Genomic DNA, 16,552 nt, shown 5'->3' on the forward strand with positions numbered 1-16,552 from the left:
CCTCAGCCCTGCGCCGCGCCCGGTTCCGGCTTCGCCTTCTCCGCGGCGATGGACGCCCGCACCTCGCGCTGCAGGGTCGACAGCGGCACCGCGCCCAGGCCCAGCACCATGTCGTGGAAGGCCTTCTGGTCGAAACGCGGGCCCAGTTCCTCCTCCGCTTCGCGACGCAGGTCCAGCAGGGTGCGGTAGCCGATGTAATAGGAAAGCGCCTGTCCCGGCCAGGAGATGTAGCGGTCGACCTCGTTGACCACGTCGATCTGCGCCAGCGCGGTGTGGCTGGCGAGGTAGTCGATCGCCTGTTGCCGGCTCCAGCCGTACTCGTGCAGGCCGGTGTCGATCACCAGGCGCGCGGCGCGCCACATCTCGAAGGTCAGGCGGCCGAACTCCTCGTACGGGGTCTCGTAGATCCCCATCCGGGTACCGAGCCATTCGGTGTACAGGCCCCAGCCCTCGCCGTAGCCGGAGAAGTAGACCTGCTGGCGGAACTCGGGCCGCTCCGGCGCCTCCAGCGCCAGCGCGGCCTGCAGGCTGTGCCCGGGCGCGCACTCGTGCAGCACCAGCGCCGGCAGGTTGTACAGCGGCCGCGAAGGCAGGTCGTAGGTGTTGAACAGGCACGACTCCAGGCCGCCACGGCCGGAGGTGTAGTTGGGCGCGATGTCGTCCGGCACCGGGCGGATGGTGAAGCGGTAGCGCGGCAGCGTGCCGATCACGTGGTTGAGCTCGCCGTCGATGCGCTTGGCGTGGTACGAGGCGGCCGCCAGCAGCTCGCGCGGGGTCTTCGCATAGAACCGCTGATCAGTGCGCAGGAACTGCAGGAATTCCTCGAAGCTGCCCTCGAACCCGACGCGTGCCATCACATCGCGCATTTCCGCCGAGATCCGCTCCACCTCGGCCAGGCCCAACTGGTGGATCTGCGCCGGAGTCATGTCCAGGGTGACGTACTCGCGGATCTGGCTGCGGTAGAACTCCGCCCCGCCCGGCAGGTCGCGCGCCGACACGGTGGTGCGGGTGCGCGGCAGGTATCGGTTGCGGTAGTAGTCCAGCAGCTCGCGGTAGGCCGGGACCACGTGCTGGAGCACCGCGGCGCGGCCCTCCTCACGCAGCGCCTTGCGCACGTCCCCCGGGATCGAGGCCGGGATGGCGTCGAACACGTCCAGCGCGGGATTGCCGGCACCGGTCCGGGTGTACGGCTCGATGGTGCGGTCGCGGCCGTCCAGGGAGGCCCGCGGCACGCTCCAGCCGCGCGCCAGGCCGGCCTCCATGTTGGCGCGCTGGTCGGCGAAATACCGTGGCACGTCGCGCAGGCGCGCGATGAAGCGGCGCCACTCCGCCTCCGTGCGGTACGGCGCCCACGGCACCACCTCGGCCCAGAAGAAGCTGTCGCTGTTGAAAGGCGCTTCCCAGGTGCGCCAGCGGGCATTGTTGCGATCCGTCTCGACCATCGCCCGGAACACCTCGGCATTGATCCGCTCCTCGCCCGGCAGCTGCTCCAGCGCAATGCGGTCGAGGTCGCGCAGCACCTGGTCCCAGTAGGCGGCACGCCGCTCCCAGTCCGCCGGCTTCACCGCGGGCATGCGCGTGCCTGGCTGCCAGCGGCCATCGATGTATTCGTGGCCGTATTCGCGCTGGCGCCATTCCCATTCGGCCGTGTACAGCGCGCGCAGGGCCTGCGCGGGGGTGCCGGCCTGGGCGACCTGGCGGCTGCCGGCTGCAGCCGGCATGGCGGCCGCGGCAAGCCCGGGAGACAGCAGCATGGACAGGACGAGGACCGAGGCACGGGACGGATGGGACATGGACGCTCCGGATTGGCGGCTGGGCGGCGCCGCCGGCGTCCACGACCAATGTTCGCGGAGGCTACGGCAGCGCCGATCGCGCCGGCAGGCGCGGACAGCCGATGGTAGCCGGCGTCCCCGCCCGCGCCCCCTGCCAGAGGGGCTAGCGCGCCGTGGCTTCCGCGGGCGCGGCCAGGTCGTCGAACAGGTCGCCCTGTGGCGCGGCCTCGTCCGCATCGCGGAAGCCGGACAGGCCCACGCCAACCAGGCGGTAGCGGGTATCGGCCGCCAGCGACACCCGCTCGCGCAGGGCGCAGGCCAGTTCCGCCAGCTCGGCCGCCGATGCTGGCGGCCGCTCCAGGGTCAGGCTCCGGGTCAGGATCCGGAACTGCGCGGTCTTGAGCTTGAGGACCACGGTATGGCCGGTGCGGCCGGCACGGCGCGAGGCGTTCCAGGTCTTCTCCGCCAGCTGCCGGATCGCTGGCTCCAGCGCCTCCAGCGGCAGGTCCTCGGCGAAGGTGTCCTCGGAGGAGACCGAGCGCACCGGCTGGTCCGGCTCCACAGGGCGCTCATCGATGCCGCGCGCGCGCCGGTACAGGGCCGCGCCGAAGCTGCCGAAGCGCTGCTGCAGCTCCTCCAGCGGCCCTGCGCGCAGGTCGCCCACGGTGGCGATGCCCAGCTGCGCCAGTTTTCCTTGCATGACCTTGCCCACGCCGGGGATGCGCTCGACCGGCAGCGGGGTCAGGAACCGCTCCACGTGCTGCGGGCGGATCACGAACAGGCCGTCCGGCTTGTCCCAGTCCGAGGCGATCTTGGCCAGGAACTTGTTCGGTGCGACGCCGGCCGAGGCGGTCAGCCCGGTCTCGGCACGGATCCTGGCGCGGATCGCCTCGGCCACCGCGGTGGCGCTGGGCAGGCCGGTCTTCGGCGACGTCACGTCCAGGTACGCCTCGTCCAGCGACAGCGGCTCCACCAGGTCGGTGTGCTCGAGCATGATCTGCCGCACCTGGCGCGAAACGGCCTTGTAGCGGACGAAATCCGGCGGCACGAACACCGCGTCCGGGCATAGCCGCTCGGCGCGCAGCGCCGGCATGGCCGAGCGCACCCCGAACTTGCGGGCCTCGTAGGAGGCGGCGCAGACCACCGAGCGCGCACCGCGCCAGGCCACGACCACCGGGCGCCCGCGCAGGGAAGGGTCGTCGCGCTGCTCCACCGACGCGTAGAACGCGTCCATGTCCACGTGGATGATCTTGCGCTGGGCTGGAACGGGCGGGGCCTGCATTGCCCCGTCATTGTGGACCGGTCCGGGGCACGGGGTGGGGCCGGGGCGCCTGCGATGGCCCCGCCGGCTCATGGCCGGCCGCGGATCACCATGCTCGCGAGGGCCGTGCACCGGCCTTCACGGCTCAAACAATTGATTGAAACGCCAGCGTCGGGCACGCTTCAGTCCTTTCTCCACCGGATTCCGCATGAACCGCGCTTCTTCGTTCACCCGTGAGCAGCTGGAGGCCAGCGGCCGCGGTGAACTGTTCGCCACCGGCGACGCCCGCCTGCCTGCCGACCCGATGCTGATGTTCGACCGCATCGTCGAGATCAACGACGACGGCGGCAAGTACGGCAAGGGCTTCATCCGCGCCGAGCTCGACATCCGCCCGGACCTGTGGTTCTTCCAGTGCCACTTCATCGGCGATCCGGTGATGCCCGGCTGCCTGGGCCTGGACGCCATGTGGCAGCTGGTCGGCTTCTTCCTGACCTGGCTGGGCGCCCCCGGCCGCGGCCGCGCCCTGGGCTGCGGCGAGGTGAAGTTCTTCGGCCAGGTGCTTCCCACCGCCAGGCTGGTCACCTACGAGATCGACATCAGCCGCGTGATCAACCGCAAGCTGGTGATGGCCCAGGCCGACGCGCGCATGCTGGTCGACGGCCGCGAGATCTACACCGCCAGGGACCTGCGCGTGGGCCTGTTCACCTCGACGGAGGATTTCTGATCATGCGTCGCGTCGCCATTACCGGCATGGGCATCGCCTCCTGCCTGGGCAACGACCTGGACCCCGTCTCGGCCGCGCTGCGCGAGGGACGCGCCGGCATCCGCCACCTGCCCGATGCCGCCGAGCACGGCCTGCGCAGCCAGGTCGGCGGTGCGGTGGACCTGGACCTGGACGCGGGGATCGACCGCAAGCTCAAGCGCTTCATGAGCGACGCGGCGGCCTACAGCTACGTGTCCATGCGCGACGCCATCGCCGATGCCGGCCTGGATGAGGACCTGGTAAGCCATCCGCGCACTGGCCTGGTCGCCGGCTCCGGCGGCGGTTCCAGCCGCTGGCAGGTGGAGACCGCCGACCTCCTGCGCGAGAAGGGCGTGCGCAAGGTCGGCCCGTACATGGTCCCGCGCACGATGTGCTCGACCGTGTCGGCCAACCTGGCCACCGCGCTCAAGATCAAGGGCGTCAGCTATTCCATCAGCGCCGCCTGCGCGACCTCGGCGCACTGCATCGGCGCGGCCGCGGACCTGATCCGCCACGGCGCGCAGGACGTGGTGTTCGCCGGCGGCGGCGAGGACCTGGACTGGACCATGAGCGTGATGTTCGACGCCATGGGCGCACTGTCGTCCTCGTACAACGACACCCCGGAGAAGGCCTCGCGTCCGTACGACGCCGGCCGCGATGGTTTCGTCATCGCCGGTGGCGGCGGCATGCTGGTGCTGGAGGACTGGGACCACGCGGTGGCCCGCGGCGCGCGCATCCACGCGGAGCTGGTCGGCTACGGCGTGACCTCCGACGGCGCCGACATGGTGGCCCCGTCCGGCGAGGGCGCGGTGCGCTGCATGCACATGGCGATGGAGAACCTGGGCGGCCGCAAGGTCGACTACCTCAACACCCACGGCACCTCGACCCCGCTGGGTGACATCGTGGAGCTCAACGCGGTGCGCGAGGTGTTCGGCGACGACATGCCGCCAATCTCCTCGACCAAGGCGCTCTCCGGCCATTCGCTCGGCGCGGCCAGCGTGCACGAGGCGATCTACAGCCTGCTGATGATGCGCGACGGCTTCATCGCCGGCTCGGCCAACATCGAGACCCTGGACCCGAAGGCCGAAGGCTTCCCGATCGCGCGCGAGAGCCGCGATGCGCAGCTGGACGTGGTGATGTCCAACAGCTTCGGCTTCGGCGGCACCAACGCGACCCTGGTGTTCGCGCGGGCCTGAGCGCCACGACGGCAGGACACGGAAAAGCCCGGCGAAAGCCGGGCTTTTTCTTTCCCGGAGGAACCTGCTGCCCCGTCACCGTCGGGCTGGCACGGCACGGTGATGCCCGTGGATGTGACGACGTGCGCTGATGCGGACAAGGCAACTGACGCAGTATCGGGACTCGTCTTTTCCGGGAGCCGTCCCTTGCATTCCCGATTCCGCCGCCATGCCTGCAGGGCGCTGTTGGCCTGCCTGACCGCCGCCGCCGCGCCGGCACTCGCCCGACCGGCCGTTCCGGAGCAGGAAACACTTGCCTTCGTCGATGTCCATGTCCTGCCGATGGACCGGCCCGGCGTACTGCACAACCACTCGGTACTGGTCGACGGCGGCCGCATCGTCGCCGTGGCCCCGTCCCTGGAGATACCCGAGGGCGCGCGCGTGGTCGACGGCAATGGGCGTGCCTGGCTGCTGCCGGGACTGGCCGACATGCATAACCACGCCCACGCGCCACAGGACCAGGAGTTGCTGCTGGCCCTCGGCATCACCACGACGCTGCACATGGGCGAAGCACCCAACAGCTTCGTCGGGCGCATGCGCCACGCGGTGGCCAACGGCGAGAGCGCCGGGCCGAGGATCCTGGCGGCGCTGGCGGTCGATGGATCCCCGCGCTATGGCCACCTCGTGGTCGCCGATGCGGGAGACGCGCAGGCCGCGGTGCGGCTCGCCTCCAGGAACGGCTACGACTTCATCAAGGTCTACAACACGCTGTCCGCGCCGGCTTTCGAGGCGTTGGCCAGGGAGGCGCGGGAGCACGGCGTCGGACTTGTCGGCCACGGCGTGAAGGACGTTGGCCTGCAGCGACAGCTGGAAGCGGGGCAGTCGCTGGTGGCGCATGCGGAGGAATTCCTCTACGCATTCTTTCCCGAGCCATCGGATGCGGATCCGAACGCGGCACCGGGAGAGGAGCAGATGCAGGGCGCCATCAGCCTGCTGCGCCGGCACGGTGCAACCGTCGTCGCCGACCTGGTGACCTACGAGGCGATCGCCCGGCAATGGGGTCGGCCGGAGGTGGTCGAATCCTTCCTGCGCTCGCCGGAATCGCGCTACCTGCCGCCGCAGATGCGTGTGTCCTGGCCCAGGCAGGGCTACAGCCGCCGGGATGGAAGCCTCGACGCACGCCTGCAGTTCCTGCACCGCTTCACCAAAGCCATGGACGAGGCGGGCGTGCCGCTGCTCTCGGGTACCGATGCCCCCAGCATCCCCGGCCTGGTCACGGGCTTTGCACTGCATCGCAACCTCGCCGCGCTGGTCGAGGCCGGGCTTACGCCACATGCGGCGCTTGCGACCGCCACCCGCACGCCCGGCGAATTCCTGCGTCGGCATCGCCCCGAGCTTCCGCTATCGGGCGTGGTGGCAGGAGGTGCGCGCGCAGACCTGCTGCTGGTGGCCACCGATCCACTGCGCGACCTCGCCACCCTTGCATCACCCCTGGGCGTGATGGCCGACGGCCGCTGGTATCCGCGGGACGACCTGGAGGCGCGCAAGGCGGCCATACGCGCAGCCTATGCCGCGGCAGCCGCCAGCGCGCGGGAAGCGGAGGCTGGCGCAGCCCGCTGATCCGACCCTGCCCCCCCATCCCCTCCCCGGCGGGGGAGGGGGATGCCTCACGCCGCCATGCCGTTGTGGCGCAGCAGGGCGTCGAGGCTGGGCTCGCGGCCGCGGAAGGCCTTGAAGTTCTCCAGCGCGCTGCGGCTGCCGCCGCGGGAAAGGATCTCGCGCAGGAAGCGGGCGCCGGTTTCGGCCAGCTGCCCGGGGGTTTCCTCGAACGCAGCATAGGCGTCGGCGCTGAGCACCTCGGCCCACTTGTAGCTGTAGTAGCCGGCCGCGTAGCCGCCGGCGAAGATGTGGTTGAACTGGTGCGGGAAACGGTGCCACGCCGGGGCGCGATTGACCGCGACCTCGTCGCGCACCCGCTCCAGCAACTGCAGGACGCTGTCCCGGGCCGGATCGAAGCGGCTGTGCAGCTCCATGTCGAACAGGGCGAACTCCAGCTGGCGCACGGTGAACATGCCGGCCTGGAAGTTCTTCGCCGCCAGCATCCTGTCGAACAGTTCGCGCGGCAGCGGCGCGCCGGTGTCCACGTGGGCGGTCATGGCCTGCACCCGCTCCCACTCCCAGCAGAAGTTCTCCATGAACTGGCTGGGCAGCTCCACCGCGTCCCATTCCACGCCGTTGATGCCGGCCACCGGCAGCTCGTCGATGGCGGTCAGCAGCTGGTGCAGGCCGTGGCCCATCTCGTGGAACAGGGTGGTGACCTCGTTGAAGCGCAGGGTCGCCGGCTTGCCGGGCGCGGGCTTGCCGAAGTTGCACACGAGGTAGACCAGCGGCGTCTGCACGCCGTCGGCGCGGACGCGGCGGTTGCGGCAATCGTCCATCCAGGCCCCGCCGCGCTTGCCCTCGCGGGCATACGGGTCCAGGTAGAACTGGCCCAGCAGGCGGCCCTGCGCATCCTCGACGCGGTAGAAGCGCACGTCCTCGTGCCAAAGCGGCGCGGTGTCCGGCTTCACCTTCACCTGGTAGAGCGACTCGATGACGCCGAACAGGCCGGCAAGCACCTTCGGTTCGGTGAAGTAGTCCTTCACCTCCTGCTCGGAGTAGCTGTAGCGGGACTGCTTGAGCTTCTCGCTGGCCCAGGCCAGGTCCCATGGCTGCAGCTCGTCCAGGCCCAGCTCGTCGCGGGCGAAGGCTTCCAGTTCGGCACGGTCGCGGCGTGCGAACGGCAGCGCGCGGCCGGCCAGGTCGCGCAGGAAGCCCAGCACCTCGTCCGGACTCTGCGCCATCTTGGTGGCAAGCGAGTACTCGGCGGAGCTGGAAAAGCCCAGCAGCGCGGCCAGTTCGCCGCGCAGGGCGACGATGCGGTCGATGTTGCCGCTGTTGTCCCACTCGGCCGGGCCGGCCTCGGAGGCGCGCAGGCCGTGGGCGCGGTACAGCGCCTCGCGCAGGCTGCGGTCCTCGGCGTAGGTCTGTACCGGCAGGTAGCACGGCATCTGCAGGGTCAGCTTCCAGCCCGGCTTGCCGTCCTTCTCCGCGGCCGAGCGGGCGGCAGCCACCACCTCGGCCGGCAGCCCGGCCAGGCGCGACTGGTCCTCCACGTACAGGGCGAAGGCGTCGGTGGCGTCGAGCACGTTCTGCGAGAACTTCGCCGACAGGGCAGCCAGCTCTTCCTGGATCGCGGCGAAGCGCTGCTTGGAAGCCTCGTCCAGTTCGGCGCCGCCGAGGCGGAAGTCGCGCAGGGCGTTCTCCACCACCTTGCGCCGCACCGCGTCGTAGCCGGCGTATTCGGCCGAAGCGGCCAGGGCCTTGTACTGGGAATACAGGGCCAGGTTCTGGCCCAGCGAGGCACCGAAACGGATCACCCGCGGCAGGTTGGCGTTGTACGCCTCGCGCAGCTCCGGGGTGTTCATCACCGCCTGCAGGTGCTGGACCTGGCCCCAGGCGCGCCACAGGCGCTCGGTGGCGTCCTCCAGCGGGGTCACGAAACTGTCCCAGGTGACCGGACTGACCGTCTCGGCCCGCCTCACCGCGGCTTCCGCCTGTTCCAGCAGGGTGTCCACGGCCGGACCGACGTGTTCGGGCCGGATCTGGTCGAAACGGGGGAGGCCGGAGAAGTCGAGCAGCGGATTGTCCATGGGACCTCGCGGTTGCGGTGGGGGCGGCAGCGCCGCGTGTGTACTTGCAGATGCGCCCGGCAGCGGGGATTTCAACCCGCGCCAGGCCGGATCACAGATCGCCGCAGGCCTCCAGCGGCAGGGGCTCGCCGGCCACGGCGCGGGCGATGGCCTGGTCCGCCGCCTCCACCTCGATCCCGTGCCGCGAATACCAGGCCGGATCGTAATAGCTGTGGGCGTAGCGGTCGCCGCTGTCGCACAGGATGGTCACGATCGAACCGCCCTGCCCCGCCTCGTGCATGGACTGCGCGGCGCGCAGCACGCCGACGAAGTTGGTGCCGGTCGAACCGCCGACGCGGCGCCCCAGCACCGCGCTGACGTGGCGCATTGCCGCCAGGCTCAGGGCATCGGGCACCCTGGCCATCGCGTCCACGCAGGACGGAATGAAGCTGGCCTCCACACGCGGCCGGCCGATGCCCTCGATGCGGGAACCGCCGGGCAGCGCCAGCGACGGATCGGCCTGCCCCTCCAGCGCGCCGCGGTAGTAGTCGTAGAACACCGAATGCTCCGGGTCGGCGCACAGCACGCGGGTGTCGTGGCGGCGGTAGCGCACGTAGCGTCCCAGGGTCGCGCTGGTGCCGCCGGTGCCCGGGCCGCACACGATCCATGCCGGCACCGGATGCGGTTCCTCGGCCATCTGCTTGAAGATGGACTCGGCGATGTTGTTGTTGGCGCGCCAGTCGGTGGCCCGTTCGGCGTAGGTGAACTGGTCCATGAAGTGGCCGCCGGTCTCGCGTGCCAGCCGGGCCGAAACCTCGTTGATCGTGCATGGGCTGTCGACCAGGTGGCAGCGGCCGCCCTGGAACTCGATCGCCGCGATCTTCTCCGGCGAGGTCGAGGCCGGGATCACGGCGATGAAGGGCAGGCCCAGCAGCCGCGCGAAGTAGGCCTCCGACACCGCGGTCGAGCCGCTGGAGGCCTCGATCACCGTGCTGCCCTCGCGCAGCCAGCCATTGGCCAGCGCGTACAGGAACAGCGAGCGCGCCAGCCGGTGCTTGAGGCTGCCGGTGGGATGGCTGGATTCGTCCTTGAGGTAGACGTCGATGCCGGGATAGCCGGGCAGCGGCATCGGGATCAGGTGGGTATCGGCCGAACGGTTGAAGTCGGCCTCGATCTTGCGGATGGCGGCGGCCACCCACTCGCGCTGCGACATGGCGATCCACGGCGATGGAAAGGCCCGATTATCCGCCCCGCCACGCGCAACCGGAACCGGGCACGCCGTCGCCATCGCGACGGCGCGCCCGCCAGTGGCAACGGTTCAGTGCCGGGTGCGGCCGGCCATGGCGGGCCAGGCGTGCGGGAGCCGCGGCCCGCCACGCAGCCCGCGCAGGACCTCCACCAGTTCGCGGTAGCCCTCGGCCAGCTGGTCGAACAGCGCGGCGTAGGCGGCGCGGCTGGCCTCGGCCACCTCGCGGTAGGCGCCACGGCCGAGGTCGACGAAGTAGTCCACGCTCACCCGGCGGCGCGCGGCCCGGCCCGGGAACAGGCCGGCCACCAGCAGGCAGCGGTCACCCACGTCGCGCAGGGCATCGGCGCGCAGCCGCCCCACCTGCGCCTGGGCGTGCAGCCAGTCCAGCGCATGGGTATGCGCAAGAAGCCGGGCGTCGCCCTGGTAGCGCAGCAGCACGAACACCAGGTAGGCCTCTCGCGATTCATCCAGCGGGTGGCCGGTGCGTCCGGCCGCGTCCCGCACCAGCGCCTGCCACAGCTCGGCCGGCGCCCCCTGTTTCATCTCGAACATGTCTTCCTCCTGCCATGAAGACAGGTTCGAGGCTAGTACTGTCCGGCGCGCCGTGCTGGCAGCCGCCCGGGCCGAGTGCCAGCCAGGGCAGGCCTTCCGTTCAGCGACGTGGTCAGGTCGTCGCGCCGGTCTCCCGCGCCAGCCGCTCCAGCTCCTCGGCCAGCAGCTCCGGATGCAGGTCGAACTGGTCGGACAGCAGCAGCTCGCGCGCCGCCTCCTTGACCTCGATCCGTTCGGCCTGGAGCAGGTCGCCATCGCGGAACAGCTCGATGTAGCTGTCCAGCACGCCCGACAACGTGCCCTGCGCGGTGTCCGGCGCCGCCAGCACCAGCTGCAGGCCCAGCGAGCGCAGGTAGTTGGTGGTGGCGCGGGCGTTCTGGGCGTCGATCTTGTCGCCGAACTCGTCCAGCAGGATCACGCCGATGCCGCCCGGATGCGCCTCGCTCTTGCCGTAGGCCGCGGCCAGCGCTGCACCGGCGATCACGTACAGCGGCGCGCGGTGCTCGCCACCGGAGCCCGAGCGCATGCGCTCGCTGAGGGTGCCGATCACCCGGTCGTCCTGGCGGATCTCCACGCCGAAGTGGAAGAAACGGCGGTAGTCGTCCAGCGGGGAGGCGGCCAGCTTCGCGCTGGCGCTGTCCTCGATCAGCTGGCGGAACGCCTCCGGGACCTCGCCGGCGGTGCCGAACAGGGTGTCCTCGGCGCCGACGTCGGCCACCTTCTGGATGAAGCGGTGCAGGTCGCGGTACTCGGCCACCACCTCGTAGTGGAAGCGGTAGCGCTCGTTGTTGGAGAACGCCGGGCTGTTGCGCAGGGTGCGGTTGAGCGCGTCGATCTGCGCCTTCAGCCGCACGAAGTTGTCGTGCAGGGTGTTGGCGACGTTGGAGCGGAAGGTCTCCACCGCGGTTTCGTAGGCGCGGTCGGCCTCGGCGCGGTAGTTGACCAGCTCGGTTTCGCGCAACTGCACCAGCTCGCGCTGCATCAGCGCGCGCGCCGGCTTCCATGCGTCGGCGGCGAAATCCAGGTCCAGGCCATGGCTGCCGGCATAGCGCTGCAGCTGGCTCCAGGCCTCCGGCAGCAGCGAGGCCAGCTGGCGGTCGTTGTCCTGGGCGCGGCGTTCGCACAGGTTGCGCGCTTCTTCCAGGCCGGTGCCCTTCGCCTCCAGCTCCTCGCGCAGCTGCTCGACCCGGTTGGGATCGACGTGCGGATCGCGGAAGGCCTCGACCGCGTTGCGGGCGACGATCTCCTCCTGCGCCTGCAGCGCGCGCAGCAGCGCCTGGCGCCGCTCCAGTTCGCCCTGGGCCAGGGCCTCGGCGCGCACCAGCGACTCGATCGTGGACTCGGCCTTCTGCACCTGCGCCTTCAGCGCGGTGGCGCGCTCGCCCAGGCGCAGCAGGTCGGGGTCGACCGCGTCGGCGTGGCTGCGCTCCAGCGCCTGGTAACGGGCCAGCACCTGGCGGTACTGCAGCAGCAGCCCGTGCAGGCCGCGGGCGACGTCGTCGCCGTCCAGCCGCGCCCGCTTCTGCCGCAGCGCCTCGGCGCGGCGCGCCTCCGGCTCGCACTGGCGCAGCTCGCGCTCGGCGTTCTCCAGCTCGGCGCGCAGCAGGCGCAGGCGCTCGCCGTCCTGGGCCACGCCGATCTTCAGCTCGCCGCTGGACGGCAGGCGCCGTCGCTCGATGCCGCCGCCCTTGGCCACCAGGCCGTCGCGGGTCAGGCCCTGGCGCGTGCGCACCACCTCGGCCTCGGTCTCGACACAGCGCAGGTCGCCAAGCTGGCGGCGCAGGTACGCCACCGCATCGGCGTTGTCGCCCTCGATGAGGGCGGCGACGCTGTCCTCGGCCAGGCGCTCCTGGCGATGGCTGCGGGCCTGGCTGGGCAGGGCCAGCTTCACCCCGTAGACGGCGCGGGCGCCCTGCAGCGAACGATAGACGCGCACCGCGTCCTCTTCGCGTCCGGCCGGCACCAGCAGGGCCTCGACATGGCTGCGCAGGTAGGCCTCGATCGCCGGCTGCCAGCGCTTGTCGGTGACCCGCACCAGGTCGCACACCGGCTGCGCCTCGATCCCGGCCTCGCGCAGGTGGTTCACCAGGCGCATGACCTCGTCGCGCAGGTTGGCCTGGCCGGCGTCCAGGCGCTGCTGGTTGCCGCGCGCGGCGTCGCGGCGCGCACGCGCCAGCTGCCAGGCTTCGTGCGACTGCCGCGCCCAGGCGGCAACCGTGGCCTGCACCGGCGCGGCAGCGGCCAGGGCCTGCTTCAGGCGCGCATGGAACACTTCGGGCGCGGGGCCCTCGCCATCGCCATCGGCGGCAGCCGCCACTTCGTCGCGCAGCTCTTCCAGCGGCCCCAGCGCCCTGGCCAGGCCAGCCTCGTCCACGCCCGGCAGGCGCAGCGCGGCCAGTTCCTGCAGCGGTTCGCGCAGATGTTCCAGGCGACGCAGCAGGTCGGACTGCAGGCGCTGCAGCTGCTCGCGGTCGCGCCCGGCCAGTTCGCGGAACGAGGCCTGTTCGCCATAGCCGGCGCTGCCCTGCAGCTGCTCGCGGACGCGTTCGTATTCCTCCTGCAGGCTGCGCCGCTCGGCGCGCGCCTGCTCCAGCGCCAGGCCGGCGGCGGCCAGCTCCTCGCGGCCGGCATCGCAGTCCGACTGCGCCTGCTCGACCTGCTCGCCGAGCAGGTCGCGGGCGTATTCGGCCGCCAGCGCGCGGTAGGAGGCGGCACGCTGGGCCTGCGCGGCGACCTTGCCGTACTGCGCGTCCACCGCCTCGGCCTCGGCGATGCGCCGTTCAAGCTGCTCGATGCGTTCCTTGATCTGGCGGAAGCTGTCCAGCAGCGCCTTGAAGCGGGCAATGTCGGTAGGCCGGTCCTCGGCCACCAGGGTGCGCACGAACAGGTCCACGTCCTCGACGCGCTGCAGGTTGAGCGCGTTCTGGAAGGCCTTGCGGTAGGCGTTGAAGTCCACGCCGGCGCCGCTGCCGGGACGCAGGCGGTGCAGCAGGTCCTTGACGAAGCGCTCGCCACTGGCGTGGAACTCCGGCGTGGTGCCGGCCTTGCGGCAGCGTTTGGCGGCCAGCTCGCGGAAGCGGCTCCACTCCAGCGGCAGCTCGCGGCCGTCGACCTTCTCCAGGTGGTCTTCCAGCTCCAGGGCCACGCCCGGCAGCAGGAACAGGCCGTGCTGGCGATGCTCGGGCTCGTCTACCGAGGCGCCCAGCGAAATGCCCGCGGTCAGCGGGGTACCGGTCTCCTCGTCGCGGAACACCAGGGTCACGTAGGTGGTGGCGGTGCGCCGCTTGCGACCGTCCTCGCCACTGCGGTACACGCCCAGGCAGTAGTCGCGGATGCTGCGCGCACGCGCCTTGCCGCCGGCCTGGGCATTGAAGTGGATATGGCGGCGGTCGCCGCCGAGAAGGACCAGCTGCAGCGCGTCCAGCAGCGCGCTCTTGCCCGCGCCGTTGGGCGCGATGATGGCCGACGTGCGGTCCAGCTGCAGGGTCTTGGCCTCGAACAGGAAGTACTGCACGAGGTGCATGCGCTCAAGCAGCTGCATGGTCGTCCTCCGCGTCCAGGGTGTCGGCGTCGCCATCGGGGTCGCCTTCGGCATCGGGCCCGCCGCCGCCCAGGTTGTGCTGGTCCAGGCGGTGCAGCCACTGCTCGCCGACGATGTCCACGATCGCCGGCCGCACCACCAGGTGGAACGGCTGCAGGTCGTCCGGCTCGCCCTCGACCAGGCGGCACACGCCCCAGCGGCGCGCGGTGGCGGCCAGCGCGCGCAGCGCGCCGACCTCAGGCATCGGCCGCCCGGTCAGCGCCGGCCAGGCCTCCTGCAGGTCCGGCAGCTCGACCACCACCTCGCCCAGCTCCTCGACCAGGCCCTGCTTCATGCCCTCGTCGTAGCGCTGGCGCAGGACCAGCAGCAGCAGGGTTTCGTCCAGGCGCACCGGCGTGCCCTCGCCGCGCTTGGGCAGGGCGACCACGTAGCGGTGGTGGGCGTTGCGCTCCAGGCGGATGCCCAACGGGTCCAGCGCGGAGGCGAAGTCCTCGAGGTAGGCCTCCACCAGGTGGTAGGCGCTGCGCGAGCGCGCATCGCTGGCGTACAGCACCTGCTCGGTGACCAGGCGGTAGGCGGCGCGCTCGAAGTCGGCCACAGCGTACATGCCGTTGGACTGCTGGCTGAGGGTGTTCCAGGAACGTTTCATGCGGGATCGGGCTCGGCCTGCGCGCTGGCGCGCGCGGCATTGGAAGCGGAGGGGCCGCGGCCTGCGGCGTGGTGGACGACGAAGCGTGGCGCGCGCAGCCAGCCGTTGTCGCCCGGCTCGCCGCCGTCGACCAGTTCGACGCGGAAGCCGCGCAGCAGGCGGTTGAGCGGGTCGTCGCGACGCAGGCCGCCGGGGCGGCTGCCACGCAGGGCCAGGGTCAGCAGGGTCTGGTAGGCGCGCAGGTCCTGGATGGTCGCGATATCCAGCTTTTCCGAGTCGACGCTGCCGCCGGCCGGCAGCTGGCGGCCGACGTAGGAGGCCATGTCCTCGGCGGTGACCAGGCGCACCCGCTTCATCCGCCGCAGCAGGCTCAGCCGCGCGATCTGCTCGGCGCTGGGCTGGGCATTGCTGTTTGCGCTGCGCGGGATCGGCTGCGGACGGCGGCGCGGCGCACGCAGCTGAGTCTCGTCCATCAGCCCACCCGGACCGACCGGCATGCGCAGCGCGTTCTCGTCGGCGGCCAGCGCACCCCTGGCGGCGCGGTGCAGCAGCACGTCCAGGCGGTCCGGCGCGCGCAGGCGGTAGTCGAGGAAGGCCAGCGCGCGGCGGTTGGCCTGGCGCATGTCCTCGTCCAGGCGTGCGAGGTACTCATCGATGCGCTCCAGCTCGCGCAGGCGCATCAGGCTGCGCTGCAGCAGCTGGCGGGCACGGGCATCGTCGCCCTCGGCCACGTGCTCGCGGTACCAGGCGGCGATGTCCTCGCGCAGCGGGCCGTTCTCGATCTCCTGCACCATCAGCAGGATCTGCGCGCGCCGCGCCAGCGGGTGGTCGGCGCGGTGCAGGTCGGCGTAGTCGCGGATGAAGAACTGGGCCACGTAGCGCTCGAACCACTGCCGCGCGAACTGGGCGGTGGTCTCCGAGCGCACCAGCTCGGGCATCAGGTCGCGCACCTGCAGGCTCATCGAGGCCAGCGAGGACAGCAGCCGGCGCGCCTGTTCGGCCGCCTCGTCCAGCGCCTCGCCGCCGGCGCGGCGGTCGACAACCTGCTGCAGCTGCAGCTCGATCGAACGGATCTTGGCCGAAACGAAAGTGGGACCGCGATCGGCGAACTCCACCAGGGTGCCCAACAGCTGGGCCAGGGCCGGTGGCATCAGCACCATCTCGCGCGCGCCGAGCTTGTCCTGGCGCAGCCAGCCGGCCTGGCGCAGGCGGTCGTACACGGCGGCCGCGCGCGCGGCCAGGCCGCCCTGCAGCGGGGCGTCGCCCTCGTCCTCCCAGGTCTCCTCGGCCAGCAGGTAGCGCTCCAGCGCGGCGACGATCTCGCGCCGGGCGAAGCCATGGCTGGGCGGCAGCGGCGCGTCCGGGCCGAAGTACTCGTCGAACAGCCGGCACAGCAGGCGCCAGTAGCGCTCGCGGTTGGGCGAGGCCAGCGGCCCGAAGGCGCCGGCCGGCACATGCGCGAACAGGGACGGGAACGCGGTACTGCTCAAGCGGGAATCCTGCCGGGCGCCAGGCCCGGATCGGCCGCCATTTTCCCAGATCGGCGCCATGCCCGTGCAGGCGGCGGCGGTTGACCGGTCGCCGGTGGACCGGCTACCTTCTCCGCGCCGAAGGTTTCATCGCTTCATCCAGATGTAGCGATGAATTAAAAGGGAAGTCCGGTGCGTCCTGCCCTGCAGGACAATTCCGGCGCTGCCCCGCAGCGGTAATTGGAAACGAACCCCGCCATCGCACTGGCCCACCGGCCGGGAAGCGGCGGACAGTAGGCACGCGGCCTTCGCCGCCCGTCCATGAGCCCGAAGACCTGCCCCGGCCGGAAGACGCGTCCGTCTTCCGCCTGACCTGGAGCCTCCGCGGGGAGGTGGCCGGAGGCATCGCGTGGCCGTGGCCACGCAGTGTTCCCGCGCCCGCCCCCCGGGCTGCGCCGGCTCGCCCGCGGG

At 71.4% G+C, this 16,552-nt stretch carries 11 protein-coding genes and 1 riboswitch; of the genes, 3 read left to right on the forward strand and 8 right to left on the reverse strand.

The annotated features are described in order from the left end of the window. Positions 1-2: 2 nt before the first annotated feature. Entirely contained in the window at positions 3-1,793 is a 1,791-nt protein-coding gene (locus CSC68_RS02895; protein ID WP_162201995.1) for a DUF885 domain-containing protein, read from the reverse strand. Positions 1,794-1,935: 142 nt separating this feature from the next. After that, complete coding sequence (gene dinB, locus CSC68_RS02900; RefSeq protein WP_162201996.1) at positions 1,936-3,054, reverse strand: DNA polymerase IV; 1,119 nt, start codon at positions 3,052-3,054, stop codon at positions 1,936-1,938. 187 nt (positions 3,055-3,241) lie between these two features. Between dinB and fabA the strand changes: the two genes are divergently transcribed. The 3 genes from fabA (at position 3,242) to CSC68_RS02915 (ending at position 6,570) form a co-directional block, all read left to right on the forward strand. Beyond that, positions 3,242-3,757 (forward strand): 3-hydroxyacyl-[acyl-carrier-protein] dehydratase FabA, encoded by a 516-nt coding sequence (gene fabA, locus CSC68_RS02905; protein WP_162201997.1) that lies wholly within the window; start codon positions 3,242-3,244, stop codon positions 3,755-3,757. Positions 3,758-3,759: 2 nt separating this feature from the next. After that, on the forward strand, positions 3,760-4,971 hold the full coding sequence (fabB, locus tag CSC68_RS02910) for a beta-ketoacyl-ACP synthase I (RefSeq protein WP_162201998.1): 1,212 nt from the start codon (positions 3,760-3,762) through the stop codon (positions 4,969-4,971). 186 nt (positions 4,972-5,157) lie between these two features. After that, positions 5,158-6,570, forward strand: coding sequence for an amidohydrolase family protein (locus CSC68_RS02915; RefSeq protein ID WP_162201999.1), 1,413 nt, complete (start codon positions 5,158-5,160; stop codon positions 6,568-6,570). Positions 6,571-6,617: 47 nt separating this feature from the next. Here CSC68_RS02915 and CSC68_RS02920 read toward each other — a convergent pair whose 3' ends face one another. The 6 genes from CSC68_RS02920 to CSC68_RS02945 all read right to left on the reverse strand — a co-directional run bounded on the left by CSC68_RS02920 (position 6,618) and on the right by CSC68_RS02945 (position 16,102). Then, positions 6,618-8,642 carry a M3 family metallopeptidase gene (locus CSC68_RS02920; RefSeq protein WP_162202000.1) on the reverse strand — a complete coding sequence of 675 codons (2,025 nt, stop codon included), beginning with the start codon at positions 8,640-8,642 and terminating at the stop codon, positions 6,618-6,620. Positions 8,643-8,733: 91 nt separating this feature from the next. Beyond that, a complete protein-coding gene (locus CSC68_RS02925) occupies positions 8,734-9,834 on the reverse strand; it encodes a PLP-dependent cysteine synthase family protein (RefSeq protein ID WP_162202001.1) in 1,101 nt (366 codons plus the stop codon). A gap of 105 nt (positions 9,835-9,939) precedes the next feature. Then, positions 9,940-10,422 (reverse strand): hypothetical protein, encoded by a 483-nt coding sequence (locus CSC68_RS02930; RefSeq protein WP_162202002.1) that lies wholly within the window; start codon positions 10,420-10,422, stop codon positions 9,940-9,942. 112 nt (positions 10,423-10,534) lie between these two features. Then, on the reverse strand, positions 10,535-13,963 hold the full coding sequence (locus CSC68_RS02935; protein ID WP_162202003.1) for an SbcC/MukB-like Walker B domain-containing protein: 3,429 nt from the start codon (positions 13,961-13,963) through the stop codon (positions 10,535-10,537). Continuing rightward, on the reverse strand, positions 13,950-14,612 hold the full coding sequence (locus CSC68_RS02940; RefSeq protein WP_162202004.1) for a DUF4194 domain-containing protein: 663 nt from the start codon (positions 14,610-14,612) through the stop codon (positions 13,950-13,952). The genes CSC68_RS02935 and CSC68_RS02940 overlap by 14 nt, the downstream gene beginning before the upstream one ends. Beyond that, positions 14,609-16,102, reverse strand: a complete 1,494-nt coding sequence (locus CSC68_RS02945; RefSeq protein WP_162202005.1) for a Wadjet anti-phage system protein JetA family protein — start codon at positions 16,100-16,102, stop codon at positions 14,609-14,611. Before CSC68_RS02945 ends, CSC68_RS02940 begins: the two co-directional genes overlap by 4 nt. A 103-nt stretch (positions 16,103-16,205) precedes the next feature. After that, positions 16,206-16,438: riboswitch (cobalamin riboswitch) on the forward strand. Positions 16,439-16,552: the final 114 nt, after the last annotated feature.

This window comes from Pseudoxanthomonas suwonensis (assembly GCF_010093235.1).
Taxonomy (GTDB): Bacteria; Pseudomonadota; Gammaproteobacteria; order Xanthomonadales; family Xanthomonadaceae; genus Pseudoxanthomonas; species Pseudoxanthomonas suwonensis.